The following is a 20,812-nucleotide window of genomic DNA, read 5'->3' on the forward strand; positions in this document are numbered from 1 at the left end:
TTTATTTTATGGCGGAAGTAGAACAGCAGCCCACTTCGGCACCAAGCTCTCCTAAGAAGAAGCGTCGCATTTTGCGTAGCTTCTTGCTAACGATATTGATCATATTGTTATTATTGGCTTCTTCGTTAGTCATCATGATGTCAACGGATCGCGGAAGCCGTTTTTTATTAGATCGGGTTTTAGAAGCTCAGAAAATAATTAAATATGAATATGAAGGCGGCAACTTATTGCGAGGCATTATTCTCAAAAATGTGTTGGTGCAATTAAAAGACGTTGATGTTTCATTAGATCGAGCTGATGTAGGCTTAGGATGGCGTTCTTTATTATTAGAAAAAGAAGTGCATTTAAGCCATGCAGATGTACGCAACTTACGTATTATTAATAAAACTCCGCCTTCTGGTAAACCGTTTGAATTTAAACCAATCAAGTTACCCTTTGTTTTACGCGTAGATGAAGGTGATGTTGATCATTTAGAAATTAAGTTGGCAACCTCAGATGTAAGTTTTCATGACGTTCATTTGCAGGATGCACTTTGGTCAGAGACCAAACTGGAATTTGAAAAATCTAGTATGGATATGGGCTATCTTTCAGTTCACAACGCAACTGGTAAAATGGATTTCAGTGGTAAATATCCATTAGATGCCACAGCAGATTTAAGAATCCCATCTTTAAAAAGTCTAAATATTCAAAATATTAAAGTGGCTGCTCGGGGAAGTTTAGATACTATAAAAGCTGGGGTTGCAACAACCACTCCCGATCTATTAACAGGTTGGGTAATATTGCATCCTGTTCGCGATGAAGTTCCAATGCAAGGTGAACTATTATTAAAAAACTATCATTTACCTTTGCTACAAGAACAAAAACTATTTGCAAAAAATGGTGTGATCAAGTTTCAAGGTGATATTAAACAGCTTAATTTGGCACTTGATACAGATTTAAAGGGTGAGAATTTACCTGAAGGTCAGTACAACGCTTTAATGAATACTGATTTAGTTCATCAGCTTAATATTACCGATTTTAATGGCCAAGTTATGAAAGGTGCCGTTAATCTTAAAGGTCTGGTGAATTGGAAAGATCATGTGACTTGGGACATCAAAGGTCGTTTAGATCGCATTAATCCTAAAGACAAAGCGATTCCTCAGGTGGTTCAAGACTTTTTACCGCCAAGTTTAGATGCTGCTATTGCTTCAACTGGTTCTTTGGAAAAAGGCACAGAAGTATTTGCTAACGTTGATTTTGACCGTTATGAGTCTTGGAAACTCAAGCTTAATCAGGCGCCTGAAAAAAATAATAAACCTCAACCAATGCTCATGAATGTGGCGTGGGCGAATATAGACCGTGCAATGCCTTATATTGGATGGTTAACTAGTGATAATGGTCAAGTCGATTTAACATTACGTGACGGTCAACAAGATATTAAGGTTGCTACAAAAGTATATCAGCATGAAAAAACTCTATTGCCAGCAGGACAATATCTAGCCAACCTGAATGTTAAAGATAATATCTTAAATGTGCCTAATTTTAGTTTTGCTGCTGAAAAAGGTAGCTTAACAGGTCAGGCTAAAGTTTTATTACCTACTGAAAAACGTCAGCTGGCTTGGAATGCTTTATTAAATGCAAAAGATTTTAATCCACAAAGTATTCATGCAGCAGCGCCGGTCAATCTATTAAACGGTTCGATTAAGGCAAATGGTTTCGCTAAACCAAACCAGCAAATTATTCAGTTTGAGAAAATTGATTTAACTGGTCGATTGGCTCAAGCAGGTCAAGAAACTGTAAGTTTAGGTGGAAAAAGTACAGCAGCATTATTATTTCATGATGTTAAAGCTGGTGGCGGCTTTAAAGGCTTTGCGGTTAATTATGACGGGTCTTTAAAAGCCTTAAAACAAGCAAATGGTTTGTTGAAGTTTTCTATAGCGGGCACGCCAGATTTTATTCGAATTAGCCAGTTACAACATGATGGGGTGGCTGGAAAAATCTATGCTACTGGTTCTGTCAATTTAAAAGACCGCATTGCATGGGATATTAATAGTTCATTAGTACGCTTTAAGCCTCAATATTTTGCCTCAACTGTTAAAGGTGAAATTTCAGGAAACCTGAAAACTCAAGGGGTTTGGTCTGATCACTTGAAGCGAATTAATATTCAGCAATTGAATCTTGCAGGCTTTTTAAATAATAAACCTGTTCGGGGTAAGGGTAATCTATCTCTATTGATGGATTCCAATCAAAATGGCTTTTTACCTCAGCAATTTGAAGCGAACAACTTATTTTTAGTGTATGGACAGAACCAGCTACAAGCTACTGGCAATGCACAAAATCTAAAAATTAAGCTGAATGCGCCAGCACTCTACGAGTTATATCCGGGACTGCGCGGTCGAGCTTATGGTGATTTGAATGTTCAATCACAACCACGTTTAAAAGCAACAGCCAATATTGCCGTAGATAATTTTGCTTTTAATACACTCGTAAGTGTGAAGAGATTGAGTATTCAAGGTGAGCTTCCAACATCGGAAACAACACCGACTCAATTAACCGCAAAATTAAATAATCTGCGTAGTGGAAATAGAGAAATCCAGTCCGCTGAAGTGAATTTGACAGGAACAAGAAAAGCACATTTATTGAAAGTACTTGGCAATAATAGTGTTTCCAAGTTCTATGTTCAGTTGGCAGGTGGATTTAATCAAAAGAATGATTGGTTAGGTCAAATCCAGAAAGGAAGTTTTGATTCACGACGAATTCGTCTGGCACAAAATCAAAATGCTCCAGTAATTTATTCTTCGGCGAAATCTGAGCTATATGTGGGCCAACATTGCTGGCAAAGTACCAATAGTCAGCTCTGTTTTGATCAGCCTGTCCGAGTGAGTAAAGCACGAGGGAATATTTCCTTTGTAACTCAGAACATGGACTTAAGTGATTTCGCGGCATTTATGCCAGAAGGCTTAGCGATGACTGGACAATTAAATGGTTACGCTAAGGCATCGTGGGTAAATGGCGGTAATCCAAAACTTGATGCGCGTTTAATTACGCGTAAAGGTGAAATCGGTTTAGCTGCTGAAGATCCACAAGATCCTGCAACGACTTTGGCTTATGAGGAGTTAGGGGTAATTGCAAAAAGTGTATCAGAGGGTCTGTTATTCCGTGTTGATGTGAAAACACCGGATATTGGTACGGGTTATGCGAACGTTATTATCAACCCATTCCAGTCGTCAATGCCAATGCATGGTGAAGTGGCCTTTAATGATGTTCAATTAAAAGTCTTGAAACCATTTATTCAAGATGTTCGTTCAATGAGTGGTACGCTAGCCTTGGCTGGTAAAGTCAACGGTACATTAACTCAACCTCAGTTTACTGGTGAAATGCGTCTGAAAAATGGTGCGATCAGCATGATTTCTTTGCCAGTAAATCTAACTAATGTGCAGGTGTATTCATCAATTCGTCAGGATATGGCAACAATTGATGGGGCATTTAACAGTGGGCAAGGTGTAGGCTTGCTTAAAGGTAGTTTTGAGTGGAAAGATGCGCCACGCCTTCAATTAAATCTGAAAGGTGATAATTTACTGGTACGTCAAGCACCATTAATTACAGCAATTGCCAACCCGAATCTGACACTTGATATGTATCCTTTTGATAAGCGTTTAAGCTTAAAAGGATCAGTAGATGTTCCTCGTGCACGTATTTCAATGCCAGAAACGACTGCTCCAATCATTAATACTTCATCAGATGTTCGCATCGTACGCCAAGGTCAAGATCCACTTGCAATTTTACGAGCCGCTAAACCTTGGGATATTCGAGCTGATATTTCTGTTAATATTGGAAAACAAGTTATCTTCCAAGGCTTTAACAGTAATATTCCGTTAGTTGGTCGTCTCAACTTAAGCCAACGTGGCTATGAGACTGCAATGAGAGCTAACGGGGCGATTGGTGTTAGCCAAAAAGTGAAAATCGAAGCCTATGGACAAAGTCTAGACTTGAACCGAGCAATTGCCCGTTTTAATGGACCATTGGCTAACCCGACTTTAGATATCGATGCGAATAAAAATGTTCAGGGAAGCATGGTTGGGGTACGTGTTACAGGTACTGCTACATCACCAAACATTCAGGTTTATAACGATGCAGGTCTATCTGAGCAAGAAGCATTAAATGCGCTTGTGACTGGTCGTATTAATGAAGGTTCAAGTGGTTTAAGTAATGCAGAAGGTTTTAAATCTGATGTAAACAACACCATTGCAGCTGCAGGTATTAGTATGGGCTTGGGTGGTACACGTGCTTTAACTAACCAGATTGGACGTACGTTTGGTTTGAGCGGCCTAGCTTTAGATGCACAAGGTACAGGTGATGATACGCAAGTGAGTTTAACGGGTTATATCACACCAGATCTGTTTATTCGCTATGGTGTTGGGGTGTTTACTCCTGTAAACAAACTCACTTTACGTTATCAAATGAATCGACGTTTATATTTAGAAGCAAGTCAATCTCTAGAAAGAGCAATCGATCTTTTCTACAACTGGCGCTTTTAGTTAGTTGAAACCAATAATGAATGAATTAAGAGCTCACTACTGTGGGCTTTTAATTTAATAACGCCTTCATAACATTTAAAAAAGTTTAGTATTTATGATTTAAAGTATCGCTTCTCTTAAGAGTAAGGAAGCCTTGGATAGGTATTGATTAAAGAAAATTCACTTGAAAATTGCTGTTTTATAAATTAGTTTTCAGAAACATTAAATGAAATTAGATTGATATACCTTGTTGATAAATGCAAATAAGGTGGGTTTTTTCAAGGATATAGTAGTGAATATAAATACTTATGTTGAAATTAAAAATGGCAAGGAAAACGATATCAACATTAAATATCGTGGCCTAATTCAAAAATTAACAGCAACATTGTCATTGACGCTTTTGTCATTTGGATGGTGCTCCACCGTAAATGCTGCACAACAACAAATTGCTTTAGTAGGAACATGGACATCAATTCCTAATGCACCGCTTGCGCAAAAACCAAAACAAGCTAGTGAAGGTTTGTACCAGCTTCAAGTGAATAAGGATGGAACTTTAACTCCTGTTAAAGTGTTGAAAATGAAAAGTCCTTCTTGGATTGTGAAATCGAAAGATGGCCGTTTTGCATATACAACAAATGAAGAAAACGAAGGTGCGGTGACCGCATTATCTATTCAAAACGGAAAGGTGGAAGTGTTGAACACAGTGGATAGTCATGGTGGACATCCAACACATGCAACAATCAGTTTAGATGGTCAGTTCCTGTTTGTGTCGAACTATTCAGCGTTCGATAAAGGCCGTGGTGGTGTGGCTGTTTTGCCAATTTTACCAAATGGCCATTTGGGTGAAAAAGTACAAAATATTGTTTTTGAGGAAGGTTCTGGCCACGTCAAAGGCCGCCAAGAAAGTGGACATGCTCATTCGACAACTTTCAGTCCAGATGGTAAATATTTATATGCTAGCGATCTTGGAAATGACAAAGTCTATGCGTTTCGTTATAACCCAAATAAAGCTCAGCCACTCGAAGCGGATACTAACCGCGATGTAATTTTTAAGCATGGTTCTGGCCCGCGTCATATGGTCTTTTCACCAAATGGCAAACATGCGTATGTTACCGCAGAAATGCGAAGTGAAATTGTGACATTTAACGTGCAAGATGGTCATTTGAAAAAAGTGGCTGAGCTAAAACTAATCCACGAGGACAAAACACCTGAATTTAAGAGTGCGAGTGGAATTATCCTTAGCCCAAATGGTAAATATGTGATTGCTGCCAATCGAGGGGCAGACAACAAACTTTTAGTATTTAAAATCCAACAGAATGGATTGCTAGCTAAGCCAGTTGTTTATAAAGCGAATGGTATTGAACCACGTGCTTTCTCATTTGATGCATCTGGTAAATATCTATATGTAACCAATGTTTATAGTAACAATATTAGTTTATTCCGTTTTGATGCAAAAAATGGCACCTTAAAACCAGCTGGCGATGCAGCAAAAATATCAACACCTACGGATATTAAATTCTTTAATTAATCCAAAACATGAAACTGACCTTTCTAGTGCTTAATACAAAAGACCGAGATTTTGTGATCTCGGTTTTTTATAGCAGTTTTGGCAAAAACGATGATTTTCCGTATGATATGGACAGCAATAATTAGTGTAGTGAAATGATGAAAAAGTTTTTATTGATTGCAATGAGTTTGCTCTTTGTAGGTTGTTCAGAAAAGAAACCATTAACACCAGAAGAGCAGTGGCATGGCTTTTGTACTAGCGTAGGAAATGCTGCAAGAAGTATTGTTTTTGATCGTCAGCAAGCAATTGAAAAAACTCAGGCTGTCGAGCATGCAAATAAGATTGAAGATGAGATAACTAAAAAATTCATTCTTAATGTTATTGAAAAAGTTTATGCAATTCCAAAAGAAGAACTGACAAAAGATCCTCAAGCAATCCAAGAAAAAGTTAGAAAGCAAATGATGGATGAATGTTTGGCAACCCCTCATGACAAAATGCCAAAATATAAATCATTCTAATTGTGGATGAGGTTATTGAATTTTCATCTGGCTGAAGCTATTTTTGCTTAAAAATAGCTCAATTTTGCCTAATATGCTCATTATTTAAACACAGGTATTTAGATACAAAATAATGGGCATCACGGAGAAACACCCCGCGCTCATTAACTTTTACCTTGAACTCTAGTAAACTTTTGTAGTCCATATTACTTGTGAAGCTTTTAAGAAAGCTGGAATTTGCAAGTAATTTTTCAAAAAAAGAGGAATGAACACCGTGCTAGAAGCTTACCGCCAACACGTTGAAGAACGTGCCGCACTCGGAGTCCCACCGAAGCCACTTGATGACGCTCAAACAGCTCAGCTTGTTGAACTATTAAAAAATCCACCAGCAGGCGAAGAAGCGTTCTTGGTAGATTTGCTTGAAAACCGTGTTCCTGCAGGTGTTGACCAAGCAGCTTACGTAAAGGCAGCATTCTTGGCAGCGATTGCAAAAGGCGAAGCAACTTCACCACTCGTTTCTAAAGAACGTGCAGTTTACTTACTTGGCACTATGCTAGGTGGTTATAACGTAGCACCACTTGTTGAACTTCTTGACAATGCCGAACTTGCAGGCTTAGCTGCTGAAGCATTAAAGAAAACTCTTCTTGTATTTGATGCATTCCATGATGTAGCAGATAAAGCAAAAGCTGGTAATGCAGCTGCTAAAGCTGTTTTACAATCTTGGGCTGAAGCAGAATGGTTCACTAGCCGTCCTGACGTTCCAGAAGAAATCAAAATCACTGTGTTCAAAGTAACTGGTGAAACAAACACTGATGACTTGTCTCCAGCTCAAGATGCTTGGAGCCGTCCAGACATTCCATTACATGCAAATGCAATGTTGAAAAACGAGCGTGATGGTATCAACCCTGAAAAACCAGGTGAAGTTGGTCCATTAAGCCAAATTAAAGAACTTATCGCGAAAGGCAATCAAGTTGCTTACGTTGGTGACGTTGTTGGTACAGGTTCAAGCCGTAAGTCTGCAACTAACTCTGTTCTTTGGTTCTTTGGTGATGAACTTCCACATATTCCAAACAAAAAAGACGGTGGTGTGTGCTTAGGTTCTAAGATCGCTCCAATTTTCTTCAATACTATGGAAGATGCAGGTGCATTACCTGTAGAAATCGACGTTGCTAACATGAACATGGGCGACGAAGTAGTATTGAAAATTGACCATGCTGCTGCAAAAGTAACTGCTTTTAAAGATGGCGTACAAATCTCTGAAGCAGATCTTAAAACTCCAGTACTTTTAGACGAAGTACGTGCGGGTGGTCGTATTAACTTGATCATTGGTCGTGGTTTAACTGCTAAAGCACGTGAAGAACTAGGTCTTGCACCTTCTACATTGTTCCGTACTCCAGTACAACCTGCTGACACTGGCAAAGGCTTCACACAAGCTCAAAAAATGGTTGGCCGCGCATGTGGTTTACCAGAAGGTCAAGGTATCCGTCCAGGAACTTACTGTGAACCTAAAATGACTACAGTTGGTTCTCAAGATACGACAGGTCCAATGACTCGTGACGAGTTAAAAGACTTAGCATGCTTGGGCTTCTCATCTGACTTGGTGATGCAGTCTTTCTGTCACACTGCTGCGTATCCAAAACCAGTTGACGTAACAACTCACCATACATTACCTGACTTCATCATGAACCGTGGTGGTGTATCTTTACGTCCAGGTGACGGTATTATCCACTCTTGGTTAAACCGTATGTTACTTCCAGATACAGTAGGTACTGGTGGTGACTCACATACTCGTTTCCCAATCGGTATTTCATTCCCAGCGGGTTCTGGTCTTGTTGCGTTCGCAGCAGCAACTGGTGTTATGCCACTTGATATGCCTGAATCTGTACTTGTTAAGTTTAAAGGTAAAATGCAACCTGGTATCACTTTACGTGACCTTGTACATGCAATTCCTTACTACGCAATTCAAGCGGGTGATTTAACTGTAGAGAAGAAAGGTAAGAAAAATATCTTCTCTGGTCGTATCCTTGAGATCGATTTATCAGAAATGGAAAATGACTTGACTGTTGAGCAAGCATTCGAACTTTCTGATGCTTCTGCTGAACGTTCTGCTGCTGGCTGTTCAATCACACTTTCTGAAGAGAAAGTTGCTGAATACCTACGTTCTAACATCACGATGTTGAAGTGGATGATCGCAGAAGGTTATGGCGATGCACGTACACTTGCGCGTCGTGCTGAAAACATGCAGAAGTGGTTAGATAACCCAAGCTTGTTAAAAGCTGATGCTGATGCAGAATACCTAAAAGTTTACGAAATCGATCTAGCTGACATCAAAGAACCAATTCTTTGTTGCCCGAACGATCCAGATGACGCGAAACTTCTTTCTGACGTTCAAGGCGACAAGATTGATGAAGTATTCATCGGTTCTTGTATGACGAACATCGGTCACTTCCGTGCAGCTGGTCAGTTACTTGACAAAGTACCTGGTGGCTCATTGTCTACTCGTTTATGGTTGGCTCCACCAACTCGTATGGACGAGCACCAATTAATGGAAGAAGGCTTGTACAACATCTATGGCCGTGCTGGTGCACGTACAGAGATGCCGGGCTGTTCATTATGTATGGGTAACCAAGCACGTGTAGCGCCGAACACAACTTGTGTATCGACTTCTACTCGTAACTTCCCGAACCGTTTAGGTCAAGGCGCAAACGTTTACTTAGCGTCTGCGGAGCTTGCATCTGTAGCTGCGGTTCTTGGTAAATTACCAAGCCCAGAAGAATATCAACAGTACGCGTCGCAAATCGACAGCGCTTCTGCTGACATCTACAAATACTTAAACTTCGACAAGATGAGTGAATATACTAAAGAAGCTGATCAAGTTGATACTAAGAAAATCCAAGCTGCTCAATTGACTTAATACGTCGATTTAGTACAAAAAAGGAGCTGATTATTCAGCTCCTTTTTATTTTAAATGAGACTTTGTACATTATTAGACTTAGAAAATAATAAATAGATCAAATTTTATTTAATGAAAATGTAAAAATAAATATTACTCTAGATATTAAATTGATTTTTGTTTTAAAATATTTGAACGAACTTGAAAATAATTAAAAAAAATATGAGTATTTTATATAGGGAACTTAAGAATGCTAAAGACAATTGTTGAATTTAAATTTGATGATTATCAATTATATGACCAAAAAACTTATGCTGATGAAGGTGGTATTTTAGTTCAAAAAACTGAAGATATTGCACAATATATTTTTAGTATATTAAAGAATAGATATCATTTAAATGTAGAGTTATATAGTGAAAGCTGGGGGTGGGAAATTGAGATTCCCTTAGCTGAAATAACAATGTATCTCGGAATTAGTGTTTATGAAGAATATAGTAATGGATTCGCAATTTTTATTTCTCCAAATACTCCGATTTTAAGAAAATTCCTATTTAGAAAAATTGATATTACTCATCATATTATGGTGTTGCAAAATTATATAAATATTATCTTAAAATCGCATCCAGGCATCTACGATGTGATGTGGTGGGAAGAGAATGAATTTCGATGTGTAGCCACGAATTGATGAAAAAATTAAGGCTTAAATCTTGGGGTAAGTAAAACAAAAATTGTTAGAGACGATATTGGTGAATAGAGGCGATGAGCTTACTATATCTACAATATTAAGTGGTCAGATCAATATGCCTAATTCAGTTTGGAAGAGATTACGTAAGTTTTTTTATAATAATCTTCACAACCATGACTATGAAACGACGGTAAGTAAATGCATTAACTATTTTTTAGTTATTTTAATTATTGGTAACGTTGCTGCTGTTTTATTGGAAACAGTAAATGATTTGTACTCAAATTATCGTATTTGGTTTGACTACTTTGAGAATGTTTCAATCGCAATTTTTAGTATTGAGTATTTATTAAGGTTGTGGAGTGTTGCAGATCGAGATACGACACAATCCGTATGGAAAACCCGCTTGAATTGGATGAAAAGTGGGGAAGCAATTATTGATTTGATGGCAATTTTGCCAGCTTACCTGAATTTCTTTGTACGAATCGATCTTCGTATGCTTCGGATTTTACGTTTACTTCGTTTATTAAAATTAACACGTTATTTTATCTCGCTACAGATATTGTTATGTGTGATTAAACGCGAGAAGGGATCTTTTCAAGCAGTTATCTTTATTTTAATTATCATGATTATTATGACTGCTTCTGGAATTTATGTGGTTGAAAACAAAGCTCAGCCAGAAGCTTTTAGTTCAATACCTAAATCTATGTGGTGGGCAGTGGTTACCTTAACTACAGTGGGGTATGGCGATGTCACTCCTGTAACTAGCCTAGGGAAGTTATTAGGGGCGCTTATTACTATTTTGGGTGTAGGTATTGCAGCATTACCAGCTGGTATTTTGGCGTCTGGACTTGCAAATGAGCTTAATCAACGGAATCAGAGACTAGAGCAAGAGTTTCGTGAGTTACTTCAAGCACGAGGTATTGATATTTTACATGATGAAATTGAAATAGAGCGGGTCCGTCAAAAAGTAGGATTGCCAAAAGAGCAAGCGCATAACCTGATTATTCAAATTATGCGTGAAAAAGTATTAGAAGAAGAAGAGTCGGTCCGAGAGAAAAAATGTTATTGCCCACATTGTGGTGGAAAGCTAACTGATTAGAAGTAATAAGTTAGCCTTTTCTTTCATTAAGCTTTTTTGCTGGCTTTTTCTACTGCAAATGCGATAAGTAAAATGATTAGACCGCCAAGGCTTAAAACAAAACCTACCCAGATTGGAGCGATCCAACCCATTTGGTGACTGAGTACCCAGCCCCCTAAAAATGCACCTAATGCATTGGCCATATTAAATGCAGAGTGGTTGAGTGAGGCAGCTAAAGTTTGGGCATCACCTGCAACATCCATTAGACGAGTTTGTAATGCTCCGCCTAACCCCATTACCGTGAGACCAATTAAAAATAAAGATGCGATGGCAGTATAAATATTACTCATTAAAAAACTAGCGACAACAAAAGCGATAGCTGAGCTAATTAATACACCTACTATAGTTTTGTTGAGGTTCTTATCTGCAAGCCATCCTGCCGCTAAGCCACCAATAACCATACCTATACCCCAGATAGCTAAAGCGATAGGAACGATTTGGATATTAACTTGTGTGTATTCAGTCAAAATTGGTGAGACATAGCTATAAACTGAAAACATGCCTCCAAAACCGATTGCACCCACTGCTAGTGTTAACCACATATTGATATTTTTAAGGCCAGCTAATTCAGTTTTTATACTGGCAGTAGCTTGAACTGGGATATTGGGTACAAAGAAGCCAACAGCAATTAAAGTGACGAAAGCAATAGTTGCTGAAAACTCAAAACCTGCTCTCCAGCCAAAGTTTTGACCTAACCAAGTTGCTAAAGGAACACCAATGACAGTTGCGACTGTAAGCCCCATCATCATTTGGGCGACTGCAGAAGCTCTTCTTGACGGACCCGCTAGTTCAGCTGCAACTAACGCACCGACTCCAAAATATGCTCCGTGTGGTAAACCTGCAATGAAACGTGAGATTAAAACAGTTTCAGGTGTATGAGCTAAAGCAGTACAGGCATTCGCAACACCATAAAACAGCATTAAGCCGAGCAATAAAGTTTTTCTAGGTACTTTGGCTCCGAGAATAGCGATGATAGGAGCACCAATAACTACACCCAATGCATAAGCACTAATAAAGTGACCAGCTTCAGGTACTGTAATATTTAAATTATTTGCAATTTCCTGAATCAGTCCCATTGCGACGAATTCAGTGGTTCCAATACAAAAACCACCTACAGCGAGTGAGAAAATTGCTAAAAAGAGAGAGTAATGTTGAGGTGTGGAAAGAGGAGAGTGCGGGGACGCCATAATAAGTTAAAGCAAGACTCAAAAAGAGAAGTATAAGGGAAAAGAGAACAGAATAATAAAAAACTAAAATATTGAGAGAAAGATTACGTATTTCTTTTTAAAGTAAAATTAAATTTATTAATGATAATAAGAATTATTTTTATTTGTGTATACTGTATCCGCTTATATTTTGTCTGAAATTTTTAACTTTGCGTATAACAGGATTTTGTAATAATGAATAGATTTCTAATGACGTCACTTGCATTGATATGTACAACAGGCTTTGCTCATGAACCTTATGTAGCTCCTGTAGCTTATAAAACTGAACAGACTCAAGTACCCGTAATTGCTGGTTATACGGAAGAAGCATTAAATAGTGAATATGCTTTAAAGGATGCTAAGCTTACTGTAATTACACCTAAAAATGAGCTTAAAACCATCAATTCAGAAGCCCTGCATAAGTCTGCTACTGTTTTTGATGTAGATCTACCTGAAGAAGGCACATACATTGTTCAAACTCAGGCAAGTTATCCTTTGAAATATGTATACGACCAAAAAGCATGGCATTTATTTTTTGATATGCCAGCTGATAAAGCTCCACCGAAAGCAGAACGTGAATATTTGATTCCGACTGACCTTAAAACAAAAACAATTAAAACAGAACAATTAACACGTGAGTGGATATTGCAGAGTTATCTTTCTAAAGGAAAAGTTTCAGATATTCAACTTCCGAATACACCGATTAAAGTTAGTTTCTCTGTACATCCAAACCAGATTAAAGCTGCTCAACCTGTTAAATTAACCATAACTGAAAAAGGACAACCTTTAGCTATGCTGAAGTGAATTTAAGAGAAAAGGGTGCAACTGACAAGCAAGCGCAGCAGTTTAAGGCAGAAAGCAACGGTCAAGTTGAGCTTACGTTTCCAAAAGCTGGAGAGTATTTAGTAGAAGTAACAGCTCCTCTAAATTTGAAATTAAAACCTAAAGATCAGAGTTATACGATTATTAGCTTAAATGTTTTAGCGCAATAGTTTTTAGTGTTTTATAAAAATAGGTCTTTATTAGGCCTATTTTTAGTTTTCATATTCTTGCTCATTAAAAAAACTTCATTAAAACGTTTAATTTCACTTTAGTTTCAGAGGAAATAAAAATTCATTGCAAGTAAAAGATAATAAAATAAAATTCATGTTGAGACAAACTAACTAATTTTATGTTAAAGTGAATAAAATTCATTAATAAGGATTTGTCGAAATTTTTATGGAAAAGCAAAGATGAGCTTTAACCATTTATAGATAAATCTGTTTTTTAGGCTGGGGCCCATGTTAGAAATACGCCACCTTAAAACTCTAGTTGCTTTACGCGAGCATGGTTCATTAGTTTCGGCAGCAAATGATCTTTGTTTAACGCCATCTGCTATTTCTCATCAATTAAAAGAATTAGATCATTGGTATGGAGTAGAAGTAGTTAATCGTCGAAGTAGACCTGTTAGTTTTTCTAATGTTGGACAGCGCTTATTAAAATTGGCTGATGATATTTTACCACAAATCCAGATTACACATAGTGATATCACACGTATTGTGCATGGACAGACAGGTAGAATTATTTTTTCATCGGAATGCCATAGTTGCTTTGACTGGTTAATGCCTTTATTAAATCAGTATCGCCAGCAATATCCTGACGTCGATTTAGACTTTGCTTCGGGGTTTGAAGCTAATCCACATGAACTCTTACAAAATGCAGAATTTGATTTATTGATTACAGCTGACCCAATCGCGTTAAAAGGAATTGAGTATTTTCCGATTTTTGAATATGAGTCACGGTTAGTCTTATCAAATACTCACCCTTTGGTGCGGGCTGAAAATATTACAGTTCAAGAGTTGGCCGAAGAAGTTTTAATTACTTATCCGGTAGATAAGCACCGTTTAGATATTATGTCTAAACTTTTCATCCCTGCGAATATTCAGCCTAAACAAATACGGACAACTGATTTAACCCAAATGCTTATTCAACTCGTTGCAAGTGGACGAGGTATTGCTGCTTTACCTGATTGGGTAGTGAATGAGTATGAACAAAAGGGATGGGTTACTAGTCGTCGTTTAGATTGTGTTTCACCAACAGGTTTAAGACGAACTTTATATGCGGGCTATCGAACTGAAGAAAAAGAGAAAAGTTATTTTGAAGGATTTTTAAAGCAGTTAGAAAAGTTTTCTTTAAAGCGAAACGCTTATTATTCTGGCTAAAAAATAATTTAGCCTAAGTGTTAAAAGGTACTTTATTGCACCTTTTTTATGTCAATTTCTTATTTGCCAATGAATAAAGAGAGTAGGCCTGCCGCAATTAGAGGGCCGACTGGTACACCACGGAGTAAAGCGACACCAGCAACTGTACCAATCAGTAAACCTGCAACCACGTCGGGCTGGCTCGACATTAGTTTTACTCCGCGACCACCTAGCCAGGCGACTAACAGGCCAATTGCGATAGCCATAATAGACTTAACACTAATAAAGGATTTTAAAATACTCTCTCCACTGAGTTTCCCACTGGCAATTGGAGTGAGTACGCCAATGGTTAAAATAAGAATTCCTAAATTAAGACCATGAGCTTGAATATAAGGGAAAAACTCATTTAATGGTGTGATTTTAACGACAATCAACACACCTGCTGCAATAGTTACAGCTGCATTTTGACTTAATAAGCCGCAGACAAGCAGAACGAGTAGAACAACTAAATTAACATCAAATTGGGCAAGCATGGCGAGCGGAGGGCATTATAAATAAATGGAATTGTATAATATTTAAGAGTTGGAATGTGAAAGCTTTAAAAGATACAGCTGATTTCAGCTCTTCTTAATTAAAAATTGAGTGTATATCTCTCAATGATAAGGAGTTTTAATTTTTGGTTACGCTTGGACACAATGTTATATAAATTAACAAGTTAAAAATTATAGTGTTTAAAAATTATGATATAAAAATAATCATTACTCATGAGTACGGGATATTTTTATGGACATTATAGATATCAAGATCAAAGATCAGTTTGATAAGATTCATGATGCAAAAGCACAACTAAAGAAAAATTTAGTGGAACATGAAAATGAATCTTTAAAACTAAGCCAACGAATTGAGCATATTATTGTTGATAATGAAATTATTTTGCCTACTACCGAATTATTATTTGAAAGCGAACAGAACGAAAATATTTATCGAGTCGTTGAAGAGTAAGGGTGCGAGCTAGTTCAAGTAGATGAAAACAGTAGCGAGTAGTGTTTAGTAAAAAATGGAAACTACGTTAAAATAACAGCTTAGTTCTAATGAGAAAACTTCATGCTGCTGGAAAAAATTTTACAATCACAAGGGTTTGGTTCTCGTAAATATTGTCAGCAGTTAATAAAAAACGGATCTGTAAGTGTTGATGGAGAGGTTGCAGATGATCTCAAAATGCAATTCTCTCCAGAAAATTTAGAATTTTCTCTTTTCGGGGAAACTTATCAATATCGAGAAAAAGTTTATCTTGCGCTAAAAAAACCGAAAGGTTTTGAATGTTCACACCAACCTCACCATCATCAAAGTGTGTTTAGTCTTTTACCGGAAATCATGATTCAACGTGGTGTGCAAGCCATTGGCCGTCTAGATCAAGATACAACTGGCTTACTTTTGCTTACCGATGATGGTAAATATCTTCAAGCTTTAACTCATCCCCGTAAGCATGTTCCAAAGGTTTATCATGTTACGACTATAGATCCAGTCACACCTGAACAAATTGAAATGTTGAGTCAAGGCGTAAGTTTGCATCAGGAAAAAGGTGTTTTCGCTGCAACGGATGTAGCGATATTAGAAACGCATCAATTAACCATGACGATTCATCAAGGTGTTTATCATCAAGTAAAAAGAATGATTGCAGCTGTGGGAAATAAGGTAGAAGCATTACATCGCCATCAAGTCGGGCAATTGGCTTTACCTGAACTTGAAGATGGTGAGTGGGTTTATTTATCTGAACAACAAAAACAGCTCGCTCAAAATATCATTTGAGAAAACAATGAAAAGTTTGGAACTCACTATCTCGAATAAATCCCATTTGTTCATATAAGCGATGAGATTCATGATTGTTGCTTTGAGTTTCCAAACTAATCCGCAAAGCATTCTCTTGCTTTGCAAATAAGATTGCTGTATCGATTAGCTGTTTAGCAGAACCTTGACGACGAAAAACAGGCGTAACATAGACATCATCTAAAATATAGTAAGTTGAACAAGCAACTGAAGAAAAACCTAAGTAGAGTAAAATAAAACCCGTAATTTTATCGTCTTTAATATGAATGAAGAACACACTTTCTCTATTCTCAAAACGTTGTTTTAGGAAGTGAAGTGATTCATTAAAATTAGAAGAGGCCCCATAAAATTGGCGATATTCATCAAATAAAACGGCGAGTTGCTCTAAATCTTCAAAAGTCGCTCGTCTAACGATCATTTGGCACTCCTTGTAACTTATCATTATGTTTTTACAAAGAGAGCATAACGAAAAAAAGAGCTTTTTGACGTTAAAACTTGTTTATAAATGCAACAGTGTTAAGTTTTGTCGCTTTCACCAAGAAGGGCATTCAACTCTTCAAATAAATCTTCATGGTCATCATCTTCAGCTAAAGTTGATGAATTTTGGTTTAATGAAGATGCTTTTGCTTTTCTCAGCTTTAATAATTGTTCCATATTAATATTCTGATTTTCAATCGCAAAAGGAATAGATTTAGTTAATACGACCTGTTTAAAAAAAAGTCGTACTGCTTGGGCAGGGGTAATTCCCAGTTGTTTAAAAACAGCAAAAGCCTGCTTTTTTTCTTGGGAGTCAAGTCGAACCTGATAAACTTCTGTTTTTCGCATGAATAACAAAACCAAATGATTTTAATTTTTAGGAATTTATTTTAAACCATCGCAATGTAATTTCAATGCTTTTCGGCATAAAAAATAATCTTTTTGTCATTACGGTTACATTACAATGTCAATTCAAACTCGGAATTAAAAGACATTCCCTCTTTGGTGAGGGGGTCTGTAAATGAAATATGCTTAGCCAGAAGCTGTAATGGTTCCGAGAAGTCATCCTCAGCTTTGTGCTGAACTACGGGATAAAATGGATCATTTTTAATCGGAATTTCTAAGTAATTAAGATGCACGCGAAGTTGGTGCTGTTTGCCCGTTGTCGGTGTTAAGCGATATTTTGCCCAAATCTGGTTATGCTCGATAAGCTCAATATCAGTCTGGGTATTGGCTTTTGCATTTTCTATAACTTGCATAGTGTAAAAAGGATGACCTTTATCTAAATGCAAGTGTAATGTCTGAGGAAAATTTAAATCTTTTTTATAAGGTGCAACAGCGTGATAAATTTTATTGACTTGGCGCTCTGCAAATAATTGTTGGTAAATACCACGCGACTCAACCCGTTTGCAAAATAGAACAATACCAGCAGTTTCACGATCTAGACGATGAATAGGGGTTAAAAATTCATTTCCTGTTTGTTTTTTTAGCCGCACTAAAAGCGTTTCTTGAACATATTGTCCTGTCGGGCTAATCGTTAAAAAATGTGGTTTATCGACCACTAATAAATCATCATTTTCAAATAAAATTTGATGCTCAAAAGGTACATGTGGTTCATATGCAAGAAATCGATAATAAAAAATATGACTATTACTTTGGTATGGACTATCTAATGTTAGTTTTTGTCCATTTGCCCCATAAATAAGCCCGTCTTGAAATCTTTGTTTCCACTCATCTGTTCTAATATGTGCAAAGTGACCACAGAGATACTCATAAATCGTTTGAGTGTCTTTTTGTTGAGGAAGATAAACTTGGCTTGCGCTTACACCATCAATCATAGGTGGCAAAAAATCATTCGGACTAGACATAAGAAAGTGTGAATATTTAAGAAAATTGATATAAAAAAAGCCAACTTCTAGGGCTTAAGTAGGCTTTTAAGGCAGGGCAATGTTATCATATCGATTATTTTGAATCATGTTATGTGTGCTATGTCGTATTCATTGAAATTGGTCTTAAATCATGAAGAAGATACTGAGCGTCTAGCTCGAGCTTTGGCGCAGCATGTTCAGTCGGGTGTAATTTATTTAATCGGGGACCTAGGTGCGGGTAAAACCACACTTACGCGCTATTTCTTACAGGCTTTGGGCCACAAAGGCTCTGTTAAAAGCCCAACTTATACGCTTGTTGAGCCGTATAAAATTAATGATAAAGAAATTTTTCATTTTGACTTATATCGTTTGAATGATCCCTATGAACTTGAATTAATGGGAATTCGTGATTATTTAGATATTACAGATGCATTATTTTTATTTGAATGGCCCTCTAAAGGTGGTGATGAGATTCCACAAGCGGATATCATCATTGACATTCAAAAGTCAGATGATGAGTTGACTCGTTTAGTAACGTTAACTTTACCAACAGAAAATTTATACCAGACTTTGCAGGAACAGCTTCATGACTGATGAAAAGCTAACACAACGTCGTATTCATACATTAGACGCAGCGTTAGCGAACCAGATTGCAGCAGGTGAGGTGATTGAGCGTCCTTCTTCTGTGGTCAAAGAATTATTAGAAAACTCAATTGATGCAGGTGCAACTGAGCTGATTGTACGGATTGCTCAAGGTGGTTCGACTTTAATCGAAATCATTGATAATGGGCATGGTATTCATCCGGATGATTTAGCGCTTGCTGTCATGCGTCATGCCACAAGTAAGATTAAAACTGCTGAAGATTTACATGCGATTGTGAGTTTGGGGTTCCGTGGGGAAGCCTTAGCTTCGATTGCTGCGGTTTCAAGATTGACTTTGACCAGTAGCCAAGATGAAAGTGGTATTGGTCATCAAGTTGAAGTAAATGGTACAGCATTTGATCATCAAGAAGTACAAGCTGTTGCTGCTCAAAAGGGCACCCATATTCGTGTTCAGGATTTATTTTTTAATGTTCCTGCGCGCCGTAAATTCTTAAAAAAACCAACTACAGAATTTGGTCATATTGAAGAGATTGTGCGTCGTCTGGCTCTAACACATTTCGATATACGGTTTGTGCTTGAGCACAATGATAATATTAGAATTAATTTACCTATAGCAGATAGTGGGGAACTACGTTTTCAGCGAGTTCAACAATTATTAGGGTCGCAATTCGTACAAAATGCATATTGGATTGATGCCGAAAGTATTAGCATGCGTTTATCGGGTTGGCTAGGCCATCCCTCAGATGCACGTGCACAAGCGGATATGCAATATGTCTATGTAAATGGTCGTATTGTCAAAGATAAAACGATTTCGCATGCGCTACGCATGGCCTATGATGGTATTTTACATGGCCACCAGCATTCATCTTATTTACTTTTTTTAGAAGTTGATCCTGAGAATATTGATGTCAATGTTCATCCGACCAAACATGAGATTCGATTTTTAAATCAAAGAGAAGTGCATGAGTTTGTAAGGCATTACGCAAAAGAAACTCTCGCACAATTTCAGACAGCGAGTGCTGATCTAGCTCAAGCGATGAAAGCGGATGAAAGCTCAGATTATTCAGTACAACCTCAGCCCAAATATCAAGAACAATTCTCATTGCACCGCGCAAATGAAACTTTAAATTCAGACAGTGAAGCACGAACCCAGCATGCACCGACAGAATTATTAACGGATTTTAACGCTAGTCGTCCGCAAGCTATTCACTATGCAGATCAAACACCAAAATATAATGGTTCTGCTCAATTAAATAATGCTTTAAAAACTTATTTAGCTCCACTTCGCGAACAACCTGCTAGTTTTTCGGTAAATGAGGATGTTGAGCCAGTTGCTAAAGTAGATGAATTTCCATTAGGTATCGCAATTGCTCAACTGCATGGAATTTATATTTTAGCTCAGAATACAGAAGGGCTTATTATTGTTGATATGCATGCGGCACATGAACGTATTTTATTACAGCAAATGAAAAATGCTTGGGATAAACCTGAATTTTGGACATCTCAGCAACTGCTTATACCTAAGGTGATTTCTATTAGCCGTATGCAAGCTGTTAGGGTCGAAGAACTAAAACCTCAGCTTGAGCGCTTAGGTTTGGAAATTGATTTATATGGTGATGAGCAAGTTATTGTTCGCGGTGTGCCAGCCATATTACAAAAAGCTGATTTTGAAAATCTTATTCCAGAGCTTTTAAATGATTTAGATCCAAATGATGAAGCACAAGGATTACTTCAAAAAAGAGATGAGTTGTTAGCGGGAATGGCATGTCATGGGGCAGTGCGCGCACATCGACAACTCAGCCTTTCAGAAATGAATGCTTTACTTCGTCAAATGGAACAAACCGAATTTGCGAGCCAATGTAACCATGGGCGGCCAACTTGGCGTGCATTCCCATTATCTCAATTAGATAAATTATTTGCTCGAGGAGAGTAGTTTT

16 protein-coding genes and 1 pseudogene are annotated in these 20,812 nt (G+C 37.5%); 12 read left to right on the forward strand and 5 right to left on the reverse strand.

The window, feature by feature from the left end; all coding sequences use genetic code 11:
• Positions 1-8: 8 nt before the first annotated feature.
• The 6 genes from AC52J8_RS06885 (at position 9) to AC52J8_RS06910 (ending at position 11,177) form a co-directional block, all read left to right on the forward strand.
• Positions 9-4,517: a translocation/assembly module TamB domain-containing protein gene (locus AC52J8_RS06885; RefSeq protein ID WP_086399123.1), complete on the forward strand. Its 4,509-nt coding sequence runs from the start codon at positions 9-11 to the stop codon at positions 4,515-4,517.
• A 271-nt stretch (positions 4,518-4,788) separates the two neighbouring features.
• On the forward strand, positions 4,789-6,024 hold the full coding sequence (locus AC52J8_RS06890) for a lactonase family protein (RefSeq protein WP_086399122.1): 1,236 nt from the start codon (positions 4,789-4,791) through the stop codon (positions 6,022-6,024).
• 134 nt (positions 6,025-6,158) lie between these two features.
• A complete protein-coding gene (locus AC52J8_RS06895) occupies positions 6,159-6,521 on the forward strand; it encodes a hypothetical protein (protein WP_081038236.1) in 363 nt (120 codons plus the stop codon).
• Between the two features lie 253 nt (positions 6,522-6,774).
• On the forward strand, positions 6,775-9,414 hold the full coding sequence (locus tag AC52J8_RS06900; protein WP_002119674.1) for a bifunctional aconitate hydratase 2/2-methylisocitrate dehydratase: 2,640 nt from the start codon (positions 6,775-6,777) through the stop codon (positions 9,412-9,414).
• A gap of 229 nt (positions 9,415-9,643) precedes the next feature.
• Positions 9,644-10,078, forward strand: coding sequence for a hypothetical protein (locus tag AC52J8_RS06905; protein WP_005068573.1), 435 nt, complete (start codon positions 9,644-9,646; stop codon positions 10,076-10,078).
• Positions 10,079-10,193: 115 nt separating this feature from the next.
• Positions 10,194-11,177: an ion transporter gene (locus AC52J8_RS06910; RefSeq protein ID WP_086399121.1), complete on the forward strand. Its 984-nt coding sequence runs from the start codon at positions 10,194-10,196 to the stop codon at positions 11,175-11,177.
• 26 nt (positions 11,178-11,203) lie between these two features.
• Here AC52J8_RS06910 and AC52J8_RS06915 read toward each other — a convergent pair whose 3' ends face one another.
• On the reverse strand, positions 11,204-12,403 hold the full coding sequence (locus tag AC52J8_RS06915) for an MFS transporter (protein ID WP_086399120.1): 1,200 nt from the start codon (positions 12,401-12,403) through the stop codon (positions 11,204-11,206).
• 213 nt (positions 12,404-12,616) lie between these two features.
• On the opposite strand from AC52J8_RS06915, the pseudogene AC52J8_RS06920 reads away from it, so the two are divergent.
• Positions 12,617-13,413: pseudogene (locus AC52J8_RS06920) on the forward strand (DUF4198 domain-containing protein).
• A 288-nt stretch (positions 13,414-13,701) separates the two neighbouring features.
• Entirely contained in the window at positions 13,702-14,622 is a 921-nt protein-coding gene (locus AC52J8_RS06925) for a LysR family transcriptional regulator (RefSeq protein ID WP_086399118.1), read from the forward strand.
• A 59-nt stretch (positions 14,623-14,681) separates the two neighbouring features.
• On the opposite strand, the gene AC52J8_RS06930 is transcribed toward AC52J8_RS06925, so the two are convergent.
• On the reverse strand, positions 14,682-15,134 hold the full coding sequence (locus tag AC52J8_RS06930; RefSeq protein WP_017480868.1) for a DUF441 domain-containing protein: 453 nt from the start codon (positions 15,132-15,134) through the stop codon (positions 14,682-14,684).
• A 250-nt stretch (positions 15,135-15,384) separates the two neighbouring features.
• Between AC52J8_RS06930 and AC52J8_RS06935 the strand changes: the two genes are divergently transcribed.
• Both AC52J8_RS06935 and AC52J8_RS06940 read left to right on the forward strand, forming a co-directional pair.
• Positions 15,385-15,603, forward strand: a complete 219-nt coding sequence (locus tag AC52J8_RS06935) for a hypothetical protein (RefSeq protein ID WP_002122273.1) — start codon at positions 15,385-15,387, stop codon at positions 15,601-15,603.
• 102 nt (positions 15,604-15,705) lie between these two features.
• On the forward strand, positions 15,706-16,410 hold the full coding sequence (locus tag AC52J8_RS06940; RefSeq protein WP_086399117.1) for a pseudouridine synthase: 705 nt from the start codon (positions 15,706-15,708) through the stop codon (positions 16,408-16,410).
• On the opposite strand, the gene AC52J8_RS06945 is transcribed toward AC52J8_RS06940, so the two are convergent.
• From AC52J8_RS06945 to AC52J8_RS06955, 3 genes are all read right to left on the reverse strand, one after another.
• On the reverse strand, positions 16,403-16,846 hold the full coding sequence (locus tag AC52J8_RS06945; protein ID WP_002122286.1) for a GNAT family N-acetyltransferase: 444 nt from the start codon (positions 16,844-16,846) through the stop codon (positions 16,403-16,405). The two genes, AC52J8_RS06940 and AC52J8_RS06945, sit on opposite strands and share 8 nt — an antisense overlap.
• A 98-nt stretch (positions 16,847-16,944) precedes the next feature.
• The gene (locus tag AC52J8_RS06950) at positions 16,945-17,253 is read right to left on the reverse strand and encodes a type II toxin-antitoxin system RelB/DinJ family antitoxin (protein ID WP_002122138.1); all 309 of its coding nucleotides are present in this window, start codon (positions 17,251-17,253) and stop codon (positions 16,945-16,947) included.
• A 110-nt stretch (positions 17,254-17,363) separates the two neighbouring features.
• Positions 17,364-18,272 (reverse strand): pseudouridine synthase, encoded by a 909-nt coding sequence (locus AC52J8_RS06955; protein WP_198912089.1) that lies wholly within the window; start codon positions 18,270-18,272, stop codon positions 17,364-17,366.
• A 120-nt stretch (positions 18,273-18,392) separates the two neighbouring features.
• Between AC52J8_RS06955 and tsaE the strand changes: the two genes are divergently transcribed.
• Positions 18,393-18,866 (forward strand): tRNA (adenosine(37)-N6)-threonylcarbamoyltransferase complex ATPase subunit type 1 TsaE, encoded by a 474-nt coding sequence (gene tsaE / locus AC52J8_RS06960; protein WP_005068599.1) that lies wholly within the window; start codon positions 18,393-18,395, stop codon positions 18,864-18,866.
• Positions 18,859-20,808 carry a DNA mismatch repair endonuclease MutL gene (gene mutL, locus AC52J8_RS06965; RefSeq protein ID WP_086399115.1) on the forward strand — a complete coding sequence of 650 codons (1,950 nt, stop codon included), beginning with the start codon at positions 18,859-18,861 and terminating at the stop codon, positions 20,806-20,808. The genes tsaE and mutL overlap by 8 nt, the downstream gene beginning before the upstream one ends.
• The last annotated feature ends 4 nt before the right edge of the window (positions 20,809-20,812 follow it).

Source organism: Acinetobacter sp. S-1, assembly GCF_059579785.1.